General features: G+C 74.0%; 16 protein-coding genes. 11 read left to right on the top strand and 5 right to left on the bottom strand.

The genetic code is table 11. The features are described from left to right. Positions 1-415: 415 nt before the first annotated feature. Positions 416-1,420: a DNA-3-methyladenine glycosylase family protein gene (locus ACFY7H_RS33425; RefSeq protein WP_388946289.1), complete on the top strand. Its 1,005-nt coding sequence runs from the start codon at positions 416-418 to the stop codon at positions 1,418-1,420. Here ACFY7H_RS33425 and ACFY7H_RS33420 read toward each other — a convergent pair. The 3 genes from ACFY7H_RS33420 to ACFY7H_RS33410 are packed head-to-tail and all read right to left on the bottom strand — an operon-like array spanning position 1,417 to position 4,277. Beyond that, the gene (locus ACFY7H_RS33420) at positions 1,417-2,712 is read right to left on the bottom strand and encodes a coenzyme F420-0:L-glutamate ligase (protein ID WP_388946286.1); all 1,296 of its coding nucleotides are present in this window, start codon (positions 2,710-2,712) and stop codon (positions 1,417-1,419) included. The two genes, ACFY7H_RS33425 and ACFY7H_RS33420, sit on opposite strands and share 4 nt — an antisense overlap. After that, positions 2,709-3,668 carry a 2-phospho-L-lactate transferase gene (gene cofD, locus ACFY7H_RS33415; protein ID WP_388946283.1) on the bottom strand — a complete coding sequence of 320 codons (960 nt, stop codon included), beginning with the start codon at positions 3,666-3,668 and terminating at the stop codon, positions 2,709-2,711. The genes ACFY7H_RS33420 and cofD overlap by 4 nt, the downstream gene beginning before the upstream one ends. Before the next feature lie 60 nt (positions 3,669-3,728). Then, positions 3,729-4,277, bottom strand: a complete 549-nt coding sequence (locus ACFY7H_RS33410; RefSeq protein WP_388946279.1) for a cysteine dioxygenase — start codon at positions 4,275-4,277, stop codon at positions 3,729-3,731. A gap of 640 nt (positions 4,278-4,917) precedes the next feature. On the opposite strand from ACFY7H_RS33410, the gene ACFY7H_RS33405 reads away from it, so the two are divergent. The 3 genes from ACFY7H_RS33405 to ACFY7H_RS33395 all read left to right on the top strand — a co-directional run bounded on the left by ACFY7H_RS33405 (position 4,918) and on the right by ACFY7H_RS33395 (position 10,499). Beyond that, positions 4,918-5,181 (top strand): WhiB family transcriptional regulator, encoded by a 264-nt coding sequence (locus ACFY7H_RS33405; RefSeq protein ID WP_003983763.1) that lies wholly within the window; start codon positions 4,918-4,920, stop codon positions 5,179-5,181. A gap of 255 nt (positions 5,182-5,436) precedes the next feature. Next, positions 5,437-9,024 (top strand): glycosyltransferase, encoded by a 3,588-nt coding sequence (locus ACFY7H_RS33400; protein ID WP_388946276.1) that lies wholly within the window; start codon positions 5,437-5,439, stop codon positions 9,022-9,024. Further along, complete coding sequence (locus ACFY7H_RS33395; protein WP_388946272.1) at positions 9,021-10,499, top strand: DUF5719 family protein; 1,479 nt, start codon at positions 9,021-9,023, stop codon at positions 10,497-10,499. Before ACFY7H_RS33400 ends, ACFY7H_RS33395 begins: the two co-directional genes overlap by 4 nt. Before the next feature lie 47 nt (positions 10,500-10,546). On the opposite strand, the gene ACFY7H_RS33390 is transcribed toward ACFY7H_RS33395, so the two are convergent. Beyond that, on the bottom strand, positions 10,547-11,023 hold the full coding sequence (locus ACFY7H_RS33390) for a metallopeptidase family protein (RefSeq protein WP_388946270.1): 477 nt from the start codon (positions 11,021-11,023) through the stop codon (positions 10,547-10,549). 210 nt (positions 11,024-11,233) lie between these two features. On the opposite strand from ACFY7H_RS33390, the gene ACFY7H_RS33385 reads away from it, so the two are divergent. From ACFY7H_RS33385 to ACFY7H_RS33360, 6 genes are all read left to right on the top strand, one after another. Then, complete coding sequence (locus ACFY7H_RS33385) at positions 11,234-11,608, top strand: DUF3499 domain-containing protein (RefSeq protein ID WP_388946267.1); 375 nt, start codon at positions 11,234-11,236, stop codon at positions 11,606-11,608. A 78-nt stretch (positions 11,609-11,686) separates the two neighbouring features. After that, positions 11,687-13,057 (top strand): phosphomannomutase/phosphoglucomutase, encoded by a 1,371-nt coding sequence (locus ACFY7H_RS33380; protein WP_388946265.1) that lies wholly within the window; start codon positions 11,687-11,689, stop codon positions 13,055-13,057. A 220-nt stretch (positions 13,058-13,277) separates the two neighbouring features. Beyond that, on the top strand, positions 13,278-13,463 hold the full coding sequence (locus ACFY7H_RS33375) for a Trm112 family protein (protein WP_388946262.1): 186 nt from the start codon (positions 13,278-13,280) through the stop codon (positions 13,461-13,463). Between the two features lie 52 nt (positions 13,464-13,515). After that, the gene (locus ACFY7H_RS33370) at positions 13,516-14,649 is read left to right on the top strand and encodes an SIS domain-containing protein (RefSeq protein WP_388946259.1); all 1,134 of its coding nucleotides are present in this window, start codon (positions 13,516-13,518) and stop codon (positions 14,647-14,649) included. A 49-nt stretch (positions 14,650-14,698) separates the two neighbouring features. Next, entirely contained in the window at positions 14,699-15,856 is a 1,158-nt protein-coding gene (gene manA, locus ACFY7H_RS33365; RefSeq protein ID WP_388946256.1) for a mannose-6-phosphate isomerase, class I, read from the top strand. A 75-nt stretch (positions 15,857-15,931) separates the two neighbouring features. Continuing rightward, positions 15,932-16,876 carry a cation diffusion facilitator family transporter gene (locus ACFY7H_RS33360; RefSeq protein ID WP_388946253.1) on the top strand — a complete coding sequence of 315 codons (945 nt, stop codon included), beginning with the start codon at positions 15,932-15,934 and terminating at the stop codon, positions 16,874-16,876. Positions 16,877-16,947: 71 nt separating this feature from the next. Here the strand turns inward: ACFY7H_RS33360 and ACFY7H_RS33355 are convergent, their stop codons facing one another. Further along, positions 16,948-18,993 carry a fructose-specific PTS transporter subunit EIIC gene (locus ACFY7H_RS33355; RefSeq protein ID WP_388946251.1) on the bottom strand — a complete coding sequence of 682 codons (2,046 nt, stop codon included), beginning with the start codon at positions 18,991-18,993 and terminating at the stop codon, positions 16,948-16,950. A 342-nt stretch (positions 18,994-19,335) separates the two neighbouring features. Between ACFY7H_RS33355 and ACFY7H_RS33350 the strand changes: the two genes are divergently transcribed. Beyond that, positions 19,336-20,276 (top strand): adenosylhomocysteinase (locus tag ACFY7H_RS33350; RefSeq protein ID WP_388946248.1); only part of this gene is annotated, 941 nt, incomplete at its 3' end.

The following is a 20,276-nucleotide window of genomic DNA, read 5'->3' as shown; positions in this document are numbered from 1 at the left end:
GGGTGCCCGGGGGGGGGGGGGGGGGGGGGGGGGGGGGCCCCGGGGGGGGGGTGGGGTGGGGGGGGGGGGGGGGGGGGGGGGGGGCTTGGGGGGGGGGGCGGTGCCGGGGTGGGGTGCCGTCCGGGGCGGGCTTCGATGTTCGGCGCCTGTTCCGAGTCCGGTTGCGCGAGGTACCGGGCGCCGAATTCATCTCGTTTTAGCCCCGGACGACACCCCACCCCGTCCCCGCCCCCTTACGTTGTTCGCCGACCGCCCGTCCACGCAGGGCGTGCTCTGGCGCATCCGGCCTCGCCGGCGTTTGAGGCGCGGGGTCTGGGGGCGGAGCCCCCAGGAGGGGTCCGGGCGCGGCCCGGGGAACGGGCGAAGGGCGGGTGGGGGAGGGCCCCGCGCAGCGGCGGCGGGCTACGCTCAAGGCATGGCCGGCCGCTTCACCCCCTCCACCCGTACCACCGTCCGCGGCGGCCACACCGCCGTGCCCCCCGGCAGGGCCGGCGGCGGCGTCCCCGTCCGAGGCGGGAAGGTCCGCAGCTGGCGGCCCGGCGCGGCCGTGGACCTGGGGCTGGTGCTCGGCCCGCTCCGCCGCGGCCCCGGCGACCCCACCTTCCGCACCACCCCCGACGGCTCCGTCTGGCGCGGCACCCGCACCCCCGAGGGCCCCGCCGCGCTCCGCGTCGCCGCCACACCCGACGGGGCGGACGCCGAGGCGTGGGGCCCCGGCCGGGACTGGCTGCTCGAGACGCTGCCCGCGCTGCTCGGCGCCGACGACGACCCCGGCGCCTTCGTCCCCCGGCACCGCCTGGTGCACACCAGCCACCGCCGCCGCCCCGGCCTGCGCCTGACCCGCACCGGGCTGGTGCTGGAGTCACTGATCCCGACCGTCCTGGAGCAGAAGGTCACCGCCGACGAGGCGTACCGCGCCTGGCGCCGCCTGGTCCGCCAGTACGGGGAGCCCGCGCCCGGGCCGCTGGGCGGGGAGCTGTACGTGATGCCCACCGCCCGGGAATGGGCGCTGATCCCCTCCTGGGACTGGCACCGGGCCGGGGTGGACATGAAGCGCTCGGCCACCATCGTCCGCGCCGCCCGGGTGGCCCACCGGCTGGAGGAGGCCGCGTCGATGGAGCTTGGGCCGGCCGCCGCCAGGCTGGAGGCCGTACCGGGCATCGGCCCCTGGACCTCCGCCGAGACCCTCCAGCGCAGCAACGGTGCGCCGGACGCCGTCACCACCGGCGATCTGCACCTGCCCGGCATCATCGGCTACGCCCTCGCGGACGAGCGGGACGCCGACGACGCCCGGATGCTGGAGCTGCTGGCCCCGTACGAGGGCCAGCGGCACCGCGCGGCCCGGCTGGTGCTCCTGGCGGGCCGTACTCCGCCCCGCCGGGTGCCGCGGATGCCGCGCGGGGACATCGGCCTGCTCTAACGCACCTCGATGAACGCGTCCGCCGGGCGGTCCGGCCGTTCGGCGGGGGGCGCCGCCGGGTGGCCCACGGCGACGGCCCCCATCGGGTCCCAGCCGTCCGGCAGCGCGAGCACCTTGCGCACCACGTCCCGGCAGAACATCGTCGAGGACACCCATGCGGAGCCGAGCCGCTCCCCGGCGAGCGCGACCAGGAAGTTCTGTACGCCGGCGCCCATGGCGACGACGAACATCTCCCGTTCGGCCGCGTCCCGCCGGGCGTGCCCGTAGTCGTGGGCGCCGTCGGTCACCATGCACGGCACGACCAGGTACGGGGCGTCGCGCAGGACGTCCCCGCGCTTGATCCGCCGGGCGATGGACTCCTCGGACTTGCCGTCGCGCCGCAGGTCCGCGATCCACGCGTCGCGCATCGCGTCGAGCAGTTCGAGCCGGGCGGCGGCCGACTCCAGCAGGACGAACCGCCACGGTGTGGTGTGGTGCGGTGCCGGGGCGGTGACCGCCGCCGCCACGGCGCGGCGTACCGCGCCCGGGTCGACGGGTTCGCCGGTGAAGGCGCGTACGGTGCGGCGCTGGGTGACGGCTTCCCGTACGGCTTCCGAGGTGCCCAGGCGGAACATGTCGTCGGCGGGCGCGCGGACCAGGTCGGCCGCGGAGGTGCCCTCGCCGAGTACGTGTCCCAGTCCGCGTACGACGGCCACCGGCAGCCCGGCGGCCTTGCCCTTGACCAGGTCGCCGGCCGCGGCCAGTTCGTCGGCCGTCGCCACTATCGTCGCGCTCAGCGGGTTGCCGTGGGCGTCGGTGCCGCCGCGCAGGTCGTCCAGTACGCGCACTCCGGCCGAGCCGATGGCGACGTCGGTCAGTCCGGAGCGCCAGGGCCGGCCGAAGGTGTCGGTGACGATGACGCCCACGTCGACGGAGAGGGCGGCCCGCAGGCCGGCGCGGATCTTGGCGGCCGAGGCGTCGGGGTCCTCGGGCAGCAGCAGTACGGTGCCCGGTGCGGTGTTGGAGGCGTCGACGCCGGCGGCGGCCATGACGAGGCCCCGCCGGTTCTCCACTATCCGCAGCGGGCCCCTGCGCGCGACGACCCGTACGGTCTCGGCGTCGATGGCCTCCTCGCGGGAGTCGGCGCGGACGCTCCGTCCCTCGGCCTTGGAGACGATCTTCGAGGTGACGAGCAGGACGTCCCCGTCGCGCAGGTCCGGTTCCGCGTCGGCGATGAGGCGGGCCAGGTCGTCGCCGGGCCGGACCTCGGGGATGCCGGGGAGGGCCCGCACCGTGTAGGAGGGGACGGTCACCGGGCGGCCCGCGCGACTTCCAGCGCGGCGTGGGCCATGGCGGCGGTCGCGGCGGTGTCGGTCATCATCAGCGGGACGGCACGGCAGGCGATGCCGGCGGCCTCGACCTCGGCGACGGCGTCCGCGTCGGAGGTGTCCACGAGCCAGCCGTCGAGGAGGCCGGAGCCGTAGTGGCGGGCGACGGCGGCGGCGGTGGATTCGACGCCGACCGCGGCGAGGACCTTGTCGGCCATGCCCCGGACGGGTGCTCCGCCGACGATGGGGGAGAGGCCGACGACGGGTGCAGGGGAGGCGGCGAGGGCTTCGCGGATGCCGGGTACGGCGAGGATGGTGCCGATGGAGACGACGGGGTTGGAGGGCGGGAAGAGGATGACGTCGGCGGCGGCGATGGCGTCGAGCACGCCGGGGGCGGGCTGGGCCCGGTCGGCGCCGACGGGGACGACGGCCTCGGCGTCGAGGGAGGCGCGCAGCTTGACCCAGTACTCCTGGAAGTGGATGACGCGGCGTTCGCCGGTTTCCGGGTCGGTGATCGCGACGTGGGTCTCGACGCGGTCGTCGGACATGGGCAGCAGCCGGACGCCCGGCTGCCAGCGGTCGCAGAGGGCTTCGGTGACGGCGCTGAGCGGGTAGCCCGCGCCGATCATCTGGGTGCGGACGATGTGGGTGGCGAAGTCGCGGTCGCCGAGGCCGAACCAGGAGGGTCCGACCCCGTACGCCGCGAGTTCTTCCTTGACGGTGAAGGACTCGTCGGTGCGGCCCCAGCCCTGGTCCTCGTTGATGCCACCGCCGAGGGTGTACATCACGGTGTCCAGATCGGGGCACACCTTGAGCCCGAACAGGTGAATGTCGTCGCCGGTGTTGCCGATGACGGTGATGTCCGCGTCGGGGACGGCGGATTTCAGTCCGCGGAGGAAACGGGCGCCGCCGATGCCGCCGGCCAGAACAACAATGCGCATGCGCCCAGTCTGTCAGCCGGCCGCGGGCCGCCCTTGGGGGGTGGTGCCCGGGAGGCGCCGTCAGGCGGGTACGTGCTCCTCGCGGGCCGGGGAGCAACTGTGCATCGGCATCTCGGTCAGGCCGGGGAAGTAGACGTGCAGGCTGACGGCTCCGTCGAGGCTGTCGTTGACGACCTCGTGGGCGTGGCCGGGGGCGAAGACGCGCTGGGTGCCGGCGCGGTGGCTGAGGCGTCCGGTGCGCGGGGTGTATTCGACGAGTTCGCCGTCGAGGACGGTCATGATGCCGGAGGAGCTGCCGTGGTCGTGCAGGCCGCTGCCCTGTCCGGGGACCCAGCTGAGCAGCCAGACCTCGTAGCCGGGGCCGGTGCGCAGACGGTGGTACCAGCGGGTGGTGGCGTCGTACTGGACGAGGTGTTCCCAGCTCCCGCGGTCCTCGGCGATGGACCGGGCGAGGCCGGCGAACTCGGCGACGGTGGCCGGGTGTTCGCGGGCGGGCTGGAGGAGGTGCTGGACGGCGAGGATGTCGCCGGCGATCTGGAGGTCGCTCTCGACCACGGCGGCGGACGGGGCGGTCGCGGGAGCGGTGGGGGCGGCGGGGGCGCTGTTCATCGTGGGGTGTCCTCGACGGATGTCAGTCGTGCGGGGCGGTTGCTGTGGGGTGTGGCCGGTGCTCAGGGGAGCCGGGGCTCCGGTGGCATCAACAGCTGCAACAGCAACAGCGAACCTGGGCAGCACGCAGGAACCCACGAATGGGGGTCCAGGTGGCGGCTGCGGGCGCTGACATGAAGACAAGGAGAGCGGGCTGAGGGCCGGACTGTCAACCCAATGTCCGTTTTGCGGGAAAACTTTCACCACATCCGGTTGCCGTGCGCGGAGAAAGGTTTGTGCAAGAGCTACCAGGGGATGTGCGCTCCGAGCCAACGGAAACCAGTCTCAAACCCGTTGGCGTCACTCGTGATCGGAATGTGATCCAGGCTGCATCTTCGGCTGAATCGCAACCCCTCCACAGGGTGACGCGTCGACCTCGGACGAGGGAGACATGCACGGACAGCCTGTGGCTTGTGTCACGATTTTTGGCGATATGAACACTTTCTGTATACGCTTGGTTCCGCAGAGTGAATAAGGGCCCCAATAGCAGATCTCGGCTTGACTGCACAGGAGCCACACACTTGTAATTTCACTCGTGTCGTTGCTCGGCGATCAGTAACGGCAACATCACGGGGACGCACAGACAGAGCGAGGGGCGCACATGACCGAGCTGTTTCAGGAACTGCTGGTCGAAGAGGCGGACGAGGAGCTCGGTTGGCAGGAGCGCGCACTGTGCGCGCAGACCGACCCCGAATCCTTCTTTCCCGAGAAGGGCGGCTCCACCCGCGAAGCCAAGAAGGTCTGCCTCGCCTGCGAGGTCCGCTCCGAGTGCCTCGAATACGCCCTCGCCAACGACGAACGCTTCGGCATCTGGGGCGGACTGTCCGAGCGCGAGCGGCGCCGGCTGAAAAAGGCGGCGGTCTGAGACGGCGATCCGAAACGGTCGCGGAGCAGCACAGAACGAACCTGACACACCAGCAGACTGAGCAAACGGTCCGCCTCCCGCACCTTCCCCGCAGGAGGCGGACCGTCGCGTTCCGGCCTTCTCCGGACACGGCGTACCCTCCCCCTCGCAGCCGTTAGTGTGGGGCGCTGTCCAGCAGCTTCCGAGGGCCCCGCACCCCGGATCCTCCCCCGGACTCCGTCCGGGGGCACCCCCAGGCCGGAGGGCCCGTACGCGATGTCCCTGCACAGCAACTCGACGGCCTCCCACCAGGCAGCCGCCACCCCCGAGTTCCCCCGGCACGTCGTCACCGCGGTCCTCGTCGCCCACGACGGAGCCCGCTGGCTGCCCGAGACCCTCGCCGGCCTCCTCGCCCAGGAACGCCCCGCGCAGAACCACGTCGCCGCCGACACCGGCAGCGCCGACGACTCCGCCCGCCTCCTCGCCGAGGCCCTCGGCGACGACCGCGTCCTGCACCTCGCCCGCCGCACCGGATTCGGCACCGCCGTCGACGAAGCCGCCCGCGGCGCCGGCACCCTGACCCCCGAGGAACTCCCGTACCTCAAGCGCCCCAGCGGCTGGGACCCCGTCAGCCGCACCTGGCGCGACGACGCCTACGACCTCCCCGAGCTCCCCCACGGCGAACCCGTCCAGTGGCTCTGGCTGCTCCACGACGACAGCGCACCCGAACCCGACGCCCTCACCGAACTCCTGCGCGTCGCCGACCAGAACCCGGACGCCGCCGTCATCGGCCCCAAACTCCGCGGCTGGTACGACCGCAAACAGCTCCTCGAGGCCGGCGTCACCATCGCCCGCAGCGGCCGCCGCTGGACCGGCCTCGACCGCCGCGAACAGGACCAGGGCCAGCACGACCAGGTGCGCCCCGTCCTTTCCGTCTCCACCGCCGGCATGCTCGTACGCCGCGATGTCTACGACGCCCTCGGCGGCTTCGACCGCCGACTGCCCCTGATGCGCGACGACGTCGACCTCTGCTGGCGTGTCCACAACGCCGGCCACACCGTCCTCGTCGCGCCCGACGCCGTCATGCGGCACGCCGAAGCCGCCGCCCGCGAACGCCGCACCGTCGACTGCGCCGGCCGCTCCGCCGTCAGCCCCCACCGCGTCGACAAGGCCGGCGCCGTCCACACCGTGCTGGCCAACACCCCCGGCCGCGTCCTGCCCTACGTCCTGCTGCGCCTGCTCCTCGGCACCCTGCTCCGCGCACTCGGCTACCTCGTCGGCAAAACCCCCGGCCAGGCCGTCGACGAGATCACCGGACTGCTCGTCATTCTGCTGCGCCCCGGCAGGCTCCTCGCCGCCCGCAAGGCCCGCCGCCGCCCCGCCGTGCCCGCCGCCGAGCTGCGCCCCCTCTTCCCGCCGCCAGGCGCCACCCTGCGCGCCGGCGCCGAACAGCTCGCCGCCTACCTCGGCTCCGGCCGCGACAGCGACCCCGCCCCCTCCGGCCGGCACGGCGGAGCCCTCGAAACCGGACCGGGCGGCGACGACGCCGACTACCTCGTCACCAGCCCGCCCGGCCGGCTCGGCCGGATCGCCCGCAACCCCTCACCCGTCCTCTTCGCCGGCCTGCTCCTCGTCTCCCTCGTCGCCTGCCGCGGGCTCATCGGCGGCGGCAGCCTCATGGGCGGCGCCCTGCTCCCCGCACCCGCCGGCGGCCTCGGTCTCTGGCACGCCTACACCGGCGACTGGCAGCCCGTCGGCACCGGCACCACCGCCGGCGCACCCCCCTACCTCGCGATCCTGGCCGGCCTGTCCCTCCCCTTCCTCGGCTCCACCCGGACCGCCCTGACCCTGCTGCTCGTCGGCTCGGTCCCGCTCGCCGGACTCACCGCCTACTTCGCCTCCCGGCCGCTCGTCACCTCCCGGCTGCTGCGCGCCTGGGCCGCCGTCACCTACGCCTTCCTGCCCGCCGTCACCGGCGCCCTCGCCGGCGGCCGGCTCGGGACCGCCGTCCTCGCCGTACTCCTGCCCGTCCTCGCCCGCTCCGCCGTCACCGCCCACGGCTTCGCGGGCGCCGGGGCGGCCGGCGGCCGGCGCGCGATGTGGACGTACGCCCTCCTGCTGACCCTGGCCACCGCCTTCACCCCCGTCGTGTGGCCCCTCGCCGCCGTCCTCGGCATCGCCGCGCTCCTCGCGCGCCGCGCCCACCGAGCGACGTACGCCGCCCGCCTGCTCGTCACCCTCGCCGTACCCCTGGCCGTCCTCGCGCCCTGGTCCCTGGGCCTGCTCAGCCACCCCGGCCGCCTCCTGCGGGAGGCCGGACTGCCCTACGGCAGCGGCACCGCCACCCCGCTCGGCCTCCTCGGCGCCGACCCAGGCGGGCCCGGCACCACCGGCCACCTCCTCCTCGCCGGCACCCTGCTCGCCGCCCTCGCCGCCCTGCTCCGCGCCGACCGGCGGCTCGCCGTCGGCACCGCCTGGGGCGCCGCCCTCGCCGGCCTGCTCCTCGCCGTCCTGCTCAACCGCACCGGCTGGGCCGGCCCCGGCACCCTCCTGTACGGACTCGCCCTTCTCGCGGCCGCCGTGCTCGGCGCGGACGGCGCCAAGGAACGCGTCGCCGCCCGCAGCTTCGGCTGGCGGCAGCCGCTGGCCGCCCTGACCGCCCTCGCCGCCGCCGCCGGCCCCCTGCTCCTCGCCGCCGCCTGGGCGGCGGCCGGGGCCGACGGGCCGCTCGGGCGGCGGGACCCCGTCCAGGTCCCGGCCGTCGTCGCGGAGCACTCCGGCGACACCAACCGCACCCGCACCCTGGTCCTCGGCGGCGACTCGCCCGCCACCGTCTCCTACGTCCTGGTCCGCGGCTCCGGCGCCCGCCTCGGCGACGGCGAACTCCTCGCCGCGGCCGGCCCCGACCCCCGCCTCGCCAAGGCCGTCTCCAGCCTGGTCTCCGGCGCCGGGGCCAACCAGTCCGAGCAGCTCAGCGCCTTCGCCGTGCGCTACGTCATGATCCCGCCCGGCGGCCCCGCCCCCATGCGCCGCGTCCTCGACGGCACTCCGGGCCTCAAACAGCGCCACCAGAACGACGGCACCGCCCTGTGGGAGGTCGAGCGGCTGACCTCCCGCGTGGCGATCCTCCCCGGCCACGGCCAGGCCGCCCCGATCACCGTCGACGCCGGGCCCGTCGAGGTCCACGCCGACATCCCCGAGGGCCCCGAAGGCCGGACGCTGCGCATCGCCGACCGGGCCGACCCGGGCTGGCGGGCCACCCTCGACGGCCGGCCCCTGACGCCCAGGACGGTCGACGGCTGGGCCCAGGGCTTCGTACTGCCCCCCGAGGGCGGCCGCCTCGACCTCGTCCACCGGGACTCCCTGCCCCGGGACGCCTGGCACTGGGCGCAGGGGTTCCTGGCCCTGGTGCTGCTGGTGATGGCCCTGCCGGGCCGTCGCGCCCGGCTCGACGACGACCTGCCGGAGGAGACCGCCCCTGCCGCCGGGGACGGCTCCGGCGAGCCCGGCCGGGGCCGCCGCGCCCGCCGTGCGGCCGGCGCCGCCGCGCCCGCCGCGGAGCCGGCGCCCGCCGACGCCGTCGTCGACCCGTACGCGCGGATCCCGGCGCAGCAGGTCCCCGGCGAGGAGTCGTACGCCTACCAGGAGCCCTACCCGTACGAGCAGCCGCCGCAGCCGCACGCGCAGCCGCAGCCGCCGCACGACCCGTACGACCCGTACGGCCAGTACGCCGGGCAGTACCCCCCTCCCGAGGAGCAGCCGCACGTCCCGCGGCAACAGCAGCCCCACCCGTACCCGTACGAGCAGCAGTACGACACCTACGGACAGCACCAGCCGCGTCCCGACGGGAGCCACCAGCAGTGAAGCAGCGCGCCCCCCTGACGCTCGCGGCCGTAGCGGCGGCGCTGGCCGCCGCCACCGGGCTGGCCTTCCTCACCGCCCCCGCCGCCACCCCGGCCGGCGGCGGCACCGGGCGGGCGGCCGCCGCCCGCATGCCGGTGGAGCGGTCCGTGCTGGTGTGCCCCGCGCCCAGCTCCTCCGACATCGCCGAGACCACGTACACCTCCCTCACCCCCGGCAAGGGCGGCGGCAAGGGCACGGCCCGGCTCGCCGGCAAGGACGGCAAGGCGGTGCTGGAGCCCAAGGAGCCCGGCAGGCCCGTCGCCGCCACCGCCTCCGGCGCGGAGGCACCCGCCCTGACGGGCGCCGCCGAGGGCGCCCTTGCCCCCGGCTGGACCGCCCAGCAGACCACCAAGGTCTCCGTCGGCCAGGCGCGCGGACTGCTCGGGCTCGCCTGCACCGCCCCCGGTACCGACTTCTGGTTCCCCGGCGTCAGCACCGCCAAGGGCCGGCAGGACTACGTCCACCTCACCAACCCGGACGACACCACCGCCGAGGTGACCATCACGCTGTACGGCCCGGACGGGCTGCTCAAGGACAAGCCGGGCACCGCCGACCCCGTGATCCGGGTCGACCCCCGCTCCACCACCAAGGTGTGGCTGTCCCCGCTGGCCCCCGACAGCCGGCTCACCGACGTCACCGCCCACGTGACGGCGAGCTCGGGCCGGGTCGGCGCCTCCACCCACGTCGCCGAGGACGGCACCGGCACCGACTGGCTCCCCGCATCCGCGGGCCCGGCCGACACGCTGGTGCTGCCGGGCATCCCGGCCGACGCCGTCTCCGTACGGCTGGTCGCCTTCGCCCCCGGCGAGGACGACGCCGACCTCACCGTGAAGCTGTCCGGCCCCACCGGCCCCCTCAGCCCGGCCGGCAAGGAGCGCCTCCACGTCAAGGGCGGCATGACGGCCGGCCTGGACCTGGGCGACGTGACCCGCGGCGAGGCCGGCTCGCTGCTGCTGGCCCCCGCCGACCCGGCGAAGGCGGTACCCGTGGTCGCGGCCCTGCGCGTGGTCCGCGGCACCGCCGCCAAGAAGGAACTGGGCTTCATCCCGGCGAGCACCCCCGTCGGGGAGCGGGCCACCGTCACCGACAATCGGGCCGACGACAAGGCGACCGTCCTCACCCTGACGGCCGCCGGCGCCGACGCCGCGGTCCGCGTCACCGCCTCCCCGGGCACCGAGGGCGGTCAGCCGGCCGTCCAGGAGATCACCGTCAAGGCGGGCACCACCCGCGCCCTGGCCCCGCCGGCCCCCTCCGGCGGCAAGGGCCCTTACGCCCTGACCGTCGAGACCCTGTCCGGGGGACCCGTCCACGCGGCCCGCACCCTGACCCTGCCGCACGACGGGATCCCGATGTTCACCGTCCAGGCCTTCGGCGACGACCGCTCCACGGTCTCGGTCCCCCGGGCCGCCGAGGACCCCTCGATCCTGCTGCGCTGAGCCCGCCGGGGCCGGTTCGGGCGAAGGCCCGCCCTTCCGGGAGCGGGTCAGTCCTGCCCGTACCGGGGGTCCACCGTCTCCGGGGACAGCCCGAGCAGCTCCGCGACCTGCTCCACCACGATCTCGTGCACCAGCATCGCCCGCTCGTCCCGCGTCTTCGCCCGGATCTCCACCGGCCGCCGGAACACCACGATCCGCGCCGGTTTCCCGTCCCGGGCCTCCACCAGGCCGCCCAGCGGCACCGCCTCGTCGTTCCAGCCCGCGTCGGGACCGCCCGGCGGCCCCGGCACGTCCGCGATCACGAACTCCACCTCGGCCAGCTGCGTCCAGCGCCGCTCCAGCCGCTCCACGGAATCCCGTACGAGGTCGCCGAACAGCTCCGACCGGCTCGCGGACAGCGGCACCTGCGGCGGGGCCAGCGGTCCGCGCATCCCCCGGCCGTGCCGGTCACGCCGCCGCGGCCGCGGCTCGGAAGGGGCCTCGGCCGGAGCCGCGGGGCGGGGAGGAAGCGCACTGTCCGTCACCCCCGCAGGGTAGCCCGCACGCCCCGGCCAGGACCCGATACGGTCACGACGAGGTGTCACGACGGTGTCGCCCCCCGAACGATCCGGCCAAGATCGGGCCGCATTACGGACGCGTCGCCCCCTTCGTCACCACCGCGGAGCACGACACGGGGGAGTGGCCGGGGGGAGAGTCGTCGCGGCCCGGTCAAGAGTGCGGTACCGTCCAACGTCGTGAGCCTTGTACGTCGCTGTTCGCGCACCGCGTGCGGCCGCCCTGCCGTCGCCACACTGACGTACGTCTACGCCGACTCGACCGCAGTTCTCGGCCCGCTCGCCACCTACGCCGAACCCCACTGCTATGACCTGTGCGCCGAGCACTCCGAGCGCCTGACCGCGCCGCGCGGCTGGGAAGTCGTACGCCTGTCGGACGGTTCCGGACCGTCGCGCCCCACCGGTGACGACCTCGAAGCCCTGGCCAACGCCGTCCGTGAGGCGGCGCGTCCGCCCGAGCGCGCGGCCGAGGCCGGCGGGGCCGGACACGGCGCCCCGGTGGCCGGCGAGACACGCCGCGGGCACCTGCGCGTCCTGCGCTCGCCCGACTCCTGACACGCGGATCGTCTGAAAAGCCGCTCTCCGTACAAGGTAGGTTTGCTCCACCGCACAGAACCTTCAGGAGGGCAGGCAGTGGCCGCAGATCTTTCGAACATCGTCAAGGCGTACGACGTCCGTGGCGTCGTACCCGACGAGTGGGACGAAACCCTGGCAGAGCTGTTCGGTGCTGCGTTCGTCGAGGTCACCGACGCCACGGCGATCGTCGTCGGTCACGACATGCGGCCCTCCTCGCCCGGCCTGTCGGCCGCCTTCGCCCGGGGCGCGGCCGCCCGCGGCGTCGACGTCACCCTGATCGGTCTGTGCTCCACCGACCAGCTGTACTACGCCTCCGGCAAGCTGGACCTGCCGGGCGCCATGTTCACCGCCTCGCACAACCCCGCCCAGTACAACGGCATCAAGCTCTGCCGTGCCGGCGCCGCGCCCGTGGGCCAGGACACCGGACTCGCCACCATCCGCGAGCTCGCCGAGAAGTGGACCGACGAGGGCGCCCCGGAGATCCCCGCCGGCACCGTCCCGGGCACCATCACCGAGCAGGACACCCTCACCGGCTACGCCGAGCACCTCAAGGGCCTGGTCGACCTGACCGCCATCCGCCCGCTGAAGGTCGTCGTCGACGCGGGCAACGGCATGGGCGGCCACACCGTCCCCACCGTCTTCGAGGGCCTCCCGCTGGACCTCGTCCCCATGTACTTCGAGCTCGACGGGACCTTCCCGAACCACGAGGCCAACCCCCTCGACCCGAAGAACATCGTCGACCTCCAGGCCCGCGTGATCGCCGAGGGCGCCGACCTGGGCCTCGCCTTCGACGGCGACGCCGACCGCTGCTTCGTCGTCGACGAGCGCGGCGAGGGCGTCTCCCCGTCCGCGATCACCGCCCTGGTCGCGGCCCGCGAGCTGGCCCGCAACGGCGGCAGCGGCACCGTCATCCACAATCTGATCACCTCGTGGTCGGTCCCCGAGGTCGTCCGCGAGCACGGCGGCACCCCCGTCCGCACCCGCGTGGGCCACTCCTTCATCAAGGCCGAGATGGCCGCCTCGGGCGCCATCTTCGGCGGCGAGCACTCCGCGCACTACTACTTCAAGGACTTCTGGAACGCGGACACCGGCATGCTCGCCGCGCTCCACGTCCTCGCGGCCCTCGGCGGCCAGGAGGGCACCCTCTCCGAGCTCGTCGCCGAGTACGACCGCTACGTCGGCTCCGGCGAGATCAACTCCACCGTCGCCGACCAGGCCGCCCGCACCGCCGACGTCAAGGCCGCCTACGCCGGCCAGGAGGGCGTCACCTTCGACGAGCTGGACGGCCTCACGGTCTCCGCCGCCGACTGGTGGTTCAACCTGCGCCCCTCCAACACCGAGCCGCTCCTGCGCCTCAACGTCGAAGCCCGCGACGAGGCCACCCTGGCCAAGGTGCGCGACGAGGTCCTGGCCCTGGTCCGGGCCTGACCCACCCCCGGCGCCGGCGGAGCGGAAACCAGCCCCGCCGGCGTTCGGGGCACGGGGATCCGGGGCAGAGCCCCGTACGACGGCACCGCACCCGCCCCACCCGCCCCGGAGCCCCGGCCCCGGGCCCCGCGGAGCCGCCCCGCACCGCAGGTGACTCGGCGGTACGCTGACCTCGCCCAATCCGCGATCCGCGATCCGCACCCCCGAAGGGAAACCGCCCATGCCGCTCGAAGCCGGCCTGCTGGAGATCCTCGCCTGCCCCGCCTGCCACGCCCCGCTCCAGGACGAATCGGCGGACGAGACCACCCCCGAGCTGCTCTGCACCGGCCAGGACTGCGGTCTCGCGTACCCGGTCCGCGACGGCATCCCGGTCCTCCTCGTGGACGAGGCCCGCCGCCCCGCCTGACCGGCCCCGCCGCTCGACCAGCCTGGATCCGTCAACACCGCCGGAGGCCCCCATGCTCGACGAGTCACTCCTCGACGCACCGGACGATCTCGCCCGTGCCGACCGCCGCGGCCTGCTCCGCGGCGCCGCCGAGGCCGGGGCCAGAGTCCGCACCGCGGCCCGCCACGCGGGCGAGGCCGGCCTCGGGGACCTGCGCCCCGACGGGCGCCCCCGCGCCGTGCTGATCGCCGGCTCCGGCACCGCCGCCACCGGCGTGGCCGACCTGCTCGGCGCCCTCGCCGGAGCCTCCGCCCCGGTCATCCGCCTGCACCCGACCGGCGTCGCCCACGCCGCCGGAGCACTCCGCTGGGCCCTGCCCGGCTGGGCGGGCCCCGTCGAGCTGCTGCTCCTCGCCACCACCGACGGCACCGAGCCCGGGCTCGCCGCCCTCGCCGAGCAGGCCTACCGGCGCGGCTGCACCGTGGTCGCCGTGGCCCCCGAGCGCTCACCGCTGAGCGAGGCGGTGGACGGCGCGCACGGGGTCCTCGTACCGATGGCCAAGGCCCCGTACCAGGAGTACGACGAGTCCGCCGTGGCCGGTCCCGGCGCGCTCTGGGCCCTGCTGACCCCGCTGCTGGTCCTCCTCGACAAGGTCGGCATGATCAGCGCGGCCCCCGACGCCCTCCAGCGCGCCGCCGACCGGCTCGACCGCACCGCCGAGCGCTGCGGCCCGGCCATCACCACCTACTCCAACCCGGCCAAGACCCTCGCCGCCGAGCTGGCCGACTCGCTCCCCCTCATCTGGACCGAGGGCGAGGCCGCCGGCCCCGCCGGCCGCCGCTTCGCCGCCACCCTCGCCGAGCTGGCCGGCCGCCCCGCGCTCGCCGCGGCCCTCCCCGAGGCGCTGACCGCCCACGGCGTGCTGCTCGCCGGCTCCTTCGCCGCCGGAGCCGACACCGACGACTTCTTCCGGGACCGCGTCGAGGAGCCCCAGGCCCTGCGCGCCCGCATCGTCCTGCTGCGCGACCGGCCGGCCGGCGGACTCACCGCCGCCCCGGCCGCGCGCGAGCTCGCCGCCGGCCACGACACGGCCATCAGCGAACTCGAACCGGAGGAGGGCGGAGAGCTGGAACAGCTCGCCGAACTCCTCGCCGTCACCGACTTCGCCACCGCCTACCTGGCGCTGGCCGGCCGGGGACGCGGCTGAGGCACACCCCTGTGCCCGCACCACATCCAGATCCAGGAAGACGACGACGATGGACCGCCTGACCAACACGATCCGCCCCTACGCGTGGGGATCCACCACCGCGATCCCGGCCCTCCTCGGAGTCGAGCCGACCGGTGAGCCCCAGGCCGAGATGTGGATGGGTGCCCACCCCGGCGCCCCCTCCCGCCTCGACCGCGGAGCCGGCGAGACCACCCTGGCAGCCGTCATCGCCGCCGACCCCGAGGGCGAGCTCGGTCCCGCCGCCGTCGCCAAGTTCGGCCCCCGCCTGCCCTTCCTCCTCAAGGTCCTCGCCGCCGGCGCCCCCCTCTCCCTCCAGGTCCACCCCGACCTGGCCCAGGCCCGGGCCGGCTTCGAGGACGAGGAGCGCCGGGGCGTCCCGATCGACGCGGGCCACCGCAACTACAAGGACGCCAACCACAAGCCCGAACTGATCTGCGCCCTCACCCCCTTCGACGGCCTGTGCGGCTTCCGACCGCCGCTGGAGGCCGCGGACCTCCTCGAAGGCCTCGGCGTCGACTCACTCAAGCCGTACGTCGACCTGCTGCGCGCCCACCCCGAGGAGGCGGCCCTGCGCGAGGTCCTCACCGCCGTCCTCACCGCCGACCGCGAGGAGATGGCCCGTACGGTCGCCGAGGCCGCGGCCGCCGCCGAGCGCCTCGAAGGCCCGTACGAGCCGTACGCGGGGCTCGTCCACGACTACCCCGGCGACCCGGGCGTGATCGCGGCCATGCTCCTCAACCACGTCCGGCTCCAGCCCGGCGAGGCCATGTTCCTCGGCGCCGGCATCCCGCACGCCTACCTCGACGGCCTCGGCGTCGAACTCATGGCCAACTCGGACAACGTGCTGCGCTGCGGCCTGACGCCCAAGCACGTGGACGTCCCCGAGCTGCTGAAGGTGGTCGTCTTCGAGCCGAGCGCCCCGGGCGTCCTGCGCCCCGAGGGCGACGGCGAGGAGGTCTACGAGACCCCCATCGACGAGTTCCGGCTCTCCCGGCACGTCCTGGCCCCCGGCGGCGCCCCCCGCGCCCTCCCCGACGCCACCCCGCAGATCCTGCTCTGCACCGCCGGCGCGCCCCGCGTCGGCGAACTGGCCCTCGCTCCGGGTGAGTCGGTCTTCGTACCGGCGGGCGAAAAGACCGAACTGTCCGGGAGTGGCACCGTCTTCCGGGCCACGGTCGTCATCTGACGTAGCGCCGACCACACCGACAGCTGCAACAATGTGCCGCCGTAAGCCAGTGGCCAGGAAGGACACCCAGCACCTATGAGCGCGTCGGGCGGTACCAAGGCGATCGTGGCGGCACTCGCCGCCAACCTCGCCATCGCTGTAGCCAAGTTCGTGGCATTCCTCTTCAGCGGCTCCTCGTCGATGCTCGCGGAAAGCGTCCACTCGCTGGCGGACTCCGGGAATCAGGGCCTGCTGCTCCTCGGCGGGAAGAAGGCCCAGCGCGAGGCGACGCCGCAGCACCCCTTCGGCTACGGGCGCGAGCGCTACATCTACGCGTTCCTCGTCTCCATCGTGCTGTTCTCCGTCGGTGGCATGTTCGCCATCTACGAGGGTTACGAGAAGATCAAGCACCCGCACGCGATCGAGGCCTGGTACTGGCCGGTGGGCGTGCTCGTCTTCGCGATCATCGCCGAGTCGTTCTCGTTCCGCACCGCCATCAAGGAGTCGAACGAGGTCCGCGGCAAGCTGTCGTGGCGCCAGTTCATCAAGCGGGCCAAGGCGCCCGAGCTGCCCGTCGTCCTGCTGGAGGACCTCGGCGCGCTCGTCGGCCTGGTGCTGGCCCTCGGGGGCGTCGGTATCGCCCTGATCACCGGCGACGGCGTCTGGGACGGCATCGGCACCCTGTGCATCGGCATCCTGCTCATCGTCATCGCGATCGTCCTCGCCGCGGAGACCAAGTCCCTGCTGCTGGGCGAGGCCGCCGGCGCCGAAGAGGTCGACAAGATCAACGCCGCGCTCGTCGACGGGGTCGTGGTCACCCGGGTGATCCACATGCGGACCCTGCACCTCGGCCCCGAGGAACTGCTGGTCGCCGCGAAGATCGCCGTCCAGGGCAACGACACCGCGACCGAGGTGGCCAACGCCATCAACGCCGCCGAGGCCCGCATCCGCGAGGCGGTCCCGATCGCCCGCGTGATCTACCTGGAGCCGGACATCTACCAGCCCGAGACAGTCGACCTCGGCAAGGCCGACGCCCACTGACCGGCTTCCGACGGCACCCGAAGGCCCCCGCGGCTGAGCCGCAGGGGCCTTCGCCGTACGCGCCGCGGGCGCTACCGGATCTCGCCCAGCACCTCCAGGACGGCCGGGCCGTCCGGCGCGGACCGGAGCCGGGCGCGGAAGTCCCCGTCCATCAGCTTGCGCGACAGCAGCGCCAGGATCCGCAGGTGCTCGTCCCCCGCCGCGGCCTCCGGCACGGAGATCATGAAGACCAGCCGGGCCTTCGTACCGTCGAGCGCGCCCCACTCGATGCCCTCGGAGGACCGGGCGAAGCCGACCGTGGGCCGGGTCACCGCGTCCGTCTTGGCGTGCGGGATGGCGATCGACTCGCCGAGCCCCGTCGTGCCCTGCGCCTCCCGGGCGAGGGCGACCCGTACGAGCTCGTCCACGTCGCGGACGTTCCCCGTGGCGGCCAGCAGCTCGGCCATCTCCCGGATCGCCGCTTCCTTGGTGTCCGAAGCCAGCTCCGTCTTGACCGTCCGGGCGGTCAGGTACCCGGACAGCACCTCCGGCCCCGCGTCGGGAGCGGTCACCGCCGCCGTTTCCGGCCGCGCCCGCACGGCCGTGGCCCCGGCGGCCGTGCCCCCGGCTGTGCCCTCCGCCCCGGTTGCGCCGGCGGGCACCGGCTCCGCCACCGGCGCGGCCGGCTTACGGCCCCGGCGCGCCTTGATCCCGATCAGCGCGTTCGTCGTCAGCGCGGTCACCACCGTGCCGATGGCGATCGCGATCAGGAACCAGGCCCAGCCGCTGACCGCACCCAGCGCGGCCACGACCGGACCACCATGGGGCACGTGGTCGCCCACGCCCGCCGCACCGGCGACCGCACCGGCCACCGCGCCGCCCAGCATGTTCGCCGGGATCACGATCGCCGGCCGCGCCGCCGCGAAGGGGATCGCCCCCTCCGAGATGCCGAAGACGCCCATGAACAGCGCCGCCATGCCGGTGTCGCGCTCCTGCTCCGAGTACAGCCCGCGGCGCAGGAGCGTCGCCAGGCCCTGCCCGAGCGGCATCACCGGGATGGCCGCCGCGCACATGCCCATGACGGCGTAGTTCCCGGAGGCGATGAGCCCCGTGCCGAAGAGGAACGCCGTCTTGTTGACCGGGCCGCCCATGTCGAAGGCGATCATCAGGCCGAGCAGGGCGCCGAGCAGGACCGCGCTGGTGCCGGTCATCCCGGACAGCCGGCCCGTGAGGCTCTCGAAGAGCCACGAGACGGGCTTGCCGATGACGTAGACGAAGAACAGGCCGAGGGCCGTCGTGGCCACGACCGGGATCACGATGATCGGCATGATCGGCCGGACGGCCTTGGGGACCTCGACCTTCTTGATCCACAGCACGAGATGGCCGGCCAGGAAGCCCGTCACGATCGCGCCGATGAAACCGGCGCCCGACTCGGAGCCGTACAGCGCGCCCGTGTTCGCGATGAAGCCGCCGATCATGCCGGGCACCAGCGCCGGCCGGTCGCCGATGGCGTACGCGATGTAGCCGGACAGGATCGGGATCATCAGGGTGAAGCCGAGGACCCCGATCTGGAACAGGTGGTCCCAGAAGGTGCCCGGGGTGACCGCGTACCCCTCGGCGGTGGCGTGGCCGCCCAGCGCCAGCGCGATGGCGATCAGCAGACCGCCGACCACCACGAAGGGGATCATGTACGAGACGCCGTTCATCAGCGCCTTGTACGTGAGGCTCCGCTCCTTGCCGCCGTCCCCGCCTCCCGCACCTCCCGCGGCGGCCGAACCCGCCTGCACCGGCGCGCTCCGCACGCGTTCGATCAGCTCCTTCGGCCGGTGGATGCCGTCGGCGACCCCGGTGACCAGGACCCGCTTGCCCGCGAACCGCTCGCGGCCGACCTCCTTGTCGGCGGCGATGATGATCCCGTCCGCCTCTCTGACATCGTTGTCAGTGAGCGCGTTCTCGGCGCCGATCGAACCCTGGGTCTCCACCTTCAGGTCCACGCCCAGCTCGGCGGCCGCCTGCTGGAGCTTCTCGGCGGCCATGTACGTGTGCGCGATCCCCGTGGGGCACGCCGTCACGGCGAGCAGCTTCGGGCGCCCCCGCCCGCTCGTACCGTCACCGGAAGGGCCGGCTGGACTGGTCACTGGAATCTCCTTCACACCGCTGGTCCGCGAGATCGCGCGTACGAACCGATCCACCGGCATCCTGCAACAGACGAAGGGCGGATCAAAAGTCCGAAAGGCCCCGAACATTCCACCGGGCGGCCTGAAAACGAAGCGCGACTTCTTCCCGTCCCCACTGGGGCCCGCTGCGCCGATCGGTGTAGATTCGTCATCAGTGTCAGGCGTCGCCGCTGATGGCGGTCGGGCGGTCCTCGTGACCGGCCGAGGGGAGAGAGGGCCCCGCGGCGGACTGTGCTCAGTGCACCGGCCAGCCCGTGCACGGCCCAGCCGTACCCACCTCTCGACCCATGAGGAGCAGCACCCATGGACTTCAAGGTCGCCGACCTTTCCCTTGCCGCTTTCGGCCGCAAGGAGATCACCCTGGCCGAGCACGAGATGCCGGGTCTGATGTCGATCCGCAAGGAGTACGCGCAGGCGCAGCCGCTGGCCGGCGCCCGCATCACCGGCTCGCTGCACATGACCGTGCAGACGGCCGTGCTCATCGAGACCCTCGTCGCCCTCGGCGCCGACGTCCGCTGGGCCTCCTGCAACATCTTCTCCACCCAGGACCACGCGGCCGCCGCCATCGCGGTCGGCCCGAACGGCACCCCGGAGAACCCGCAGGGCGTCCCGGTCTTCGCCTGGAAGGGCGAGACGCTGGAGGAGTACTGGTGGTGCACGGAGCAGGCGCTGACCTGGCCGAACACCCCGACCGGCGGCCCGAACATGATCCTGGACGACGGTGGTGACGCCACCCTCCTGGTCCACAAGGGCGTCGAGTTCGAGAAGGCCGGCGCGGCCCCGGACCCGTCCACGGCGGACTCCGAGGAATACGCCCACATCCTCACCCTCCTCAACCGCACCCTGGCCGAGGCCCCGCAGAAGTGGACGCAGCTCGCGTCCGAGATCCGTGGTGTGACGGAGGAGACCACGACGGGTGTCCACCGTCTGTACGAGATGATGGCCGAGGGCACGCTGCTGTTCCCGGCGATCAATGTGAACGACGCGGTGACGAAGTCGAAGTTCGACAACAAGTACGGCTGCCGTCACTCGCTGATCGACGGCATCAACCGTGCCACGGACGTGCTGATCGGCGGCAAGGTCGCGGTGGTCTGTGGTTACGGCGATGTCGGCAAGGGCTGTGCGGAGTCGCTGCGCGGTCAGGGCGCTCGGGTGATCGTCACGGAGATCGACCCGATCTGCGCGCTGCAGGCGGCGATGGACGGCTACCAGGTCGCGACGCTGGACGACGTGGTGGAGAGCGC

The sequence above is a fragment of the Streptomyces sp. NPDC012794 genome (assembly GCF_042901085.1).
In the GTDB taxonomy this organism is placed as follows: domain Bacteria; phylum Actinomycetota; class Actinomycetes; order Streptomycetales; family Streptomycetaceae; genus Streptomyces.
This window is presented reverse-complemented; position numbering and strand designations above follow the sequence as displayed.

What these genes read in the sequence shown, in the direction of transcription:
- ACFY7H_RS33425 (WP_388946289.1), top strand. Translation starts at nt 416, where the DNA reads ATGGCCGGCCGCTTCACCCCCTCCACCCGTACCACCGTCCGCGGCGGC.
- cofD (WP_388946283.1), bottom strand. Translation starts at nt 3,668, where the DNA reads ATGCGCATTGTTGTTCTGGCCGGCGGCATCGGCGGCGCCCGTTTCCTC.
- ACFY7H_RS33410 (WP_388946279.1), bottom strand. Translation starts at nt 4,277, where the DNA reads ATGAACAGCGCCCCCGCCGCCCCCACCGCTCCCGCGACCGCCCCGTCC.
- ACFY7H_RS33405 (WP_003983763.1), top strand. Translation starts at nt 4,918, where the DNA reads ATGACCGAGCTGTTTCAGGAACTGCTGGTCGAAGAGGCGGACGAGGAG.
- ACFY7H_RS33400 (WP_388946276.1), top strand. Translation starts at nt 5,437, where the DNA reads ATGTCCCTGCACAGCAACTCGACGGCCTCCCACCAGGCAGCCGCCACC.
- ACFY7H_RS33375 (WP_388946262.1), top strand. Translation starts at nt 13,278, where the DNA reads ATGCCGCTCGAAGCCGGCCTGCTGGAGATCCTCGCCTGCCCCGCCTGC.
- ACFY7H_RS33370 (WP_388946259.1), top strand. Translation starts at nt 13,516, where the DNA reads ATGCTCGACGAGTCACTCCTCGACGCACCGGACGATCTCGCCCGTGCC.
- manA (WP_388946256.1), top strand. Translation starts at nt 14,699, where the DNA reads ATGGACCGCCTGACCAACACGATCCGCCCCTACGCGTGGGGATCCACC.
- ACFY7H_RS33360 (WP_388946253.1), top strand. Translation starts at nt 15,932, where the DNA reads ATGAGCGCGTCGGGCGGTACCAAGGCGATCGTGGCGGCACTCGCCGCC.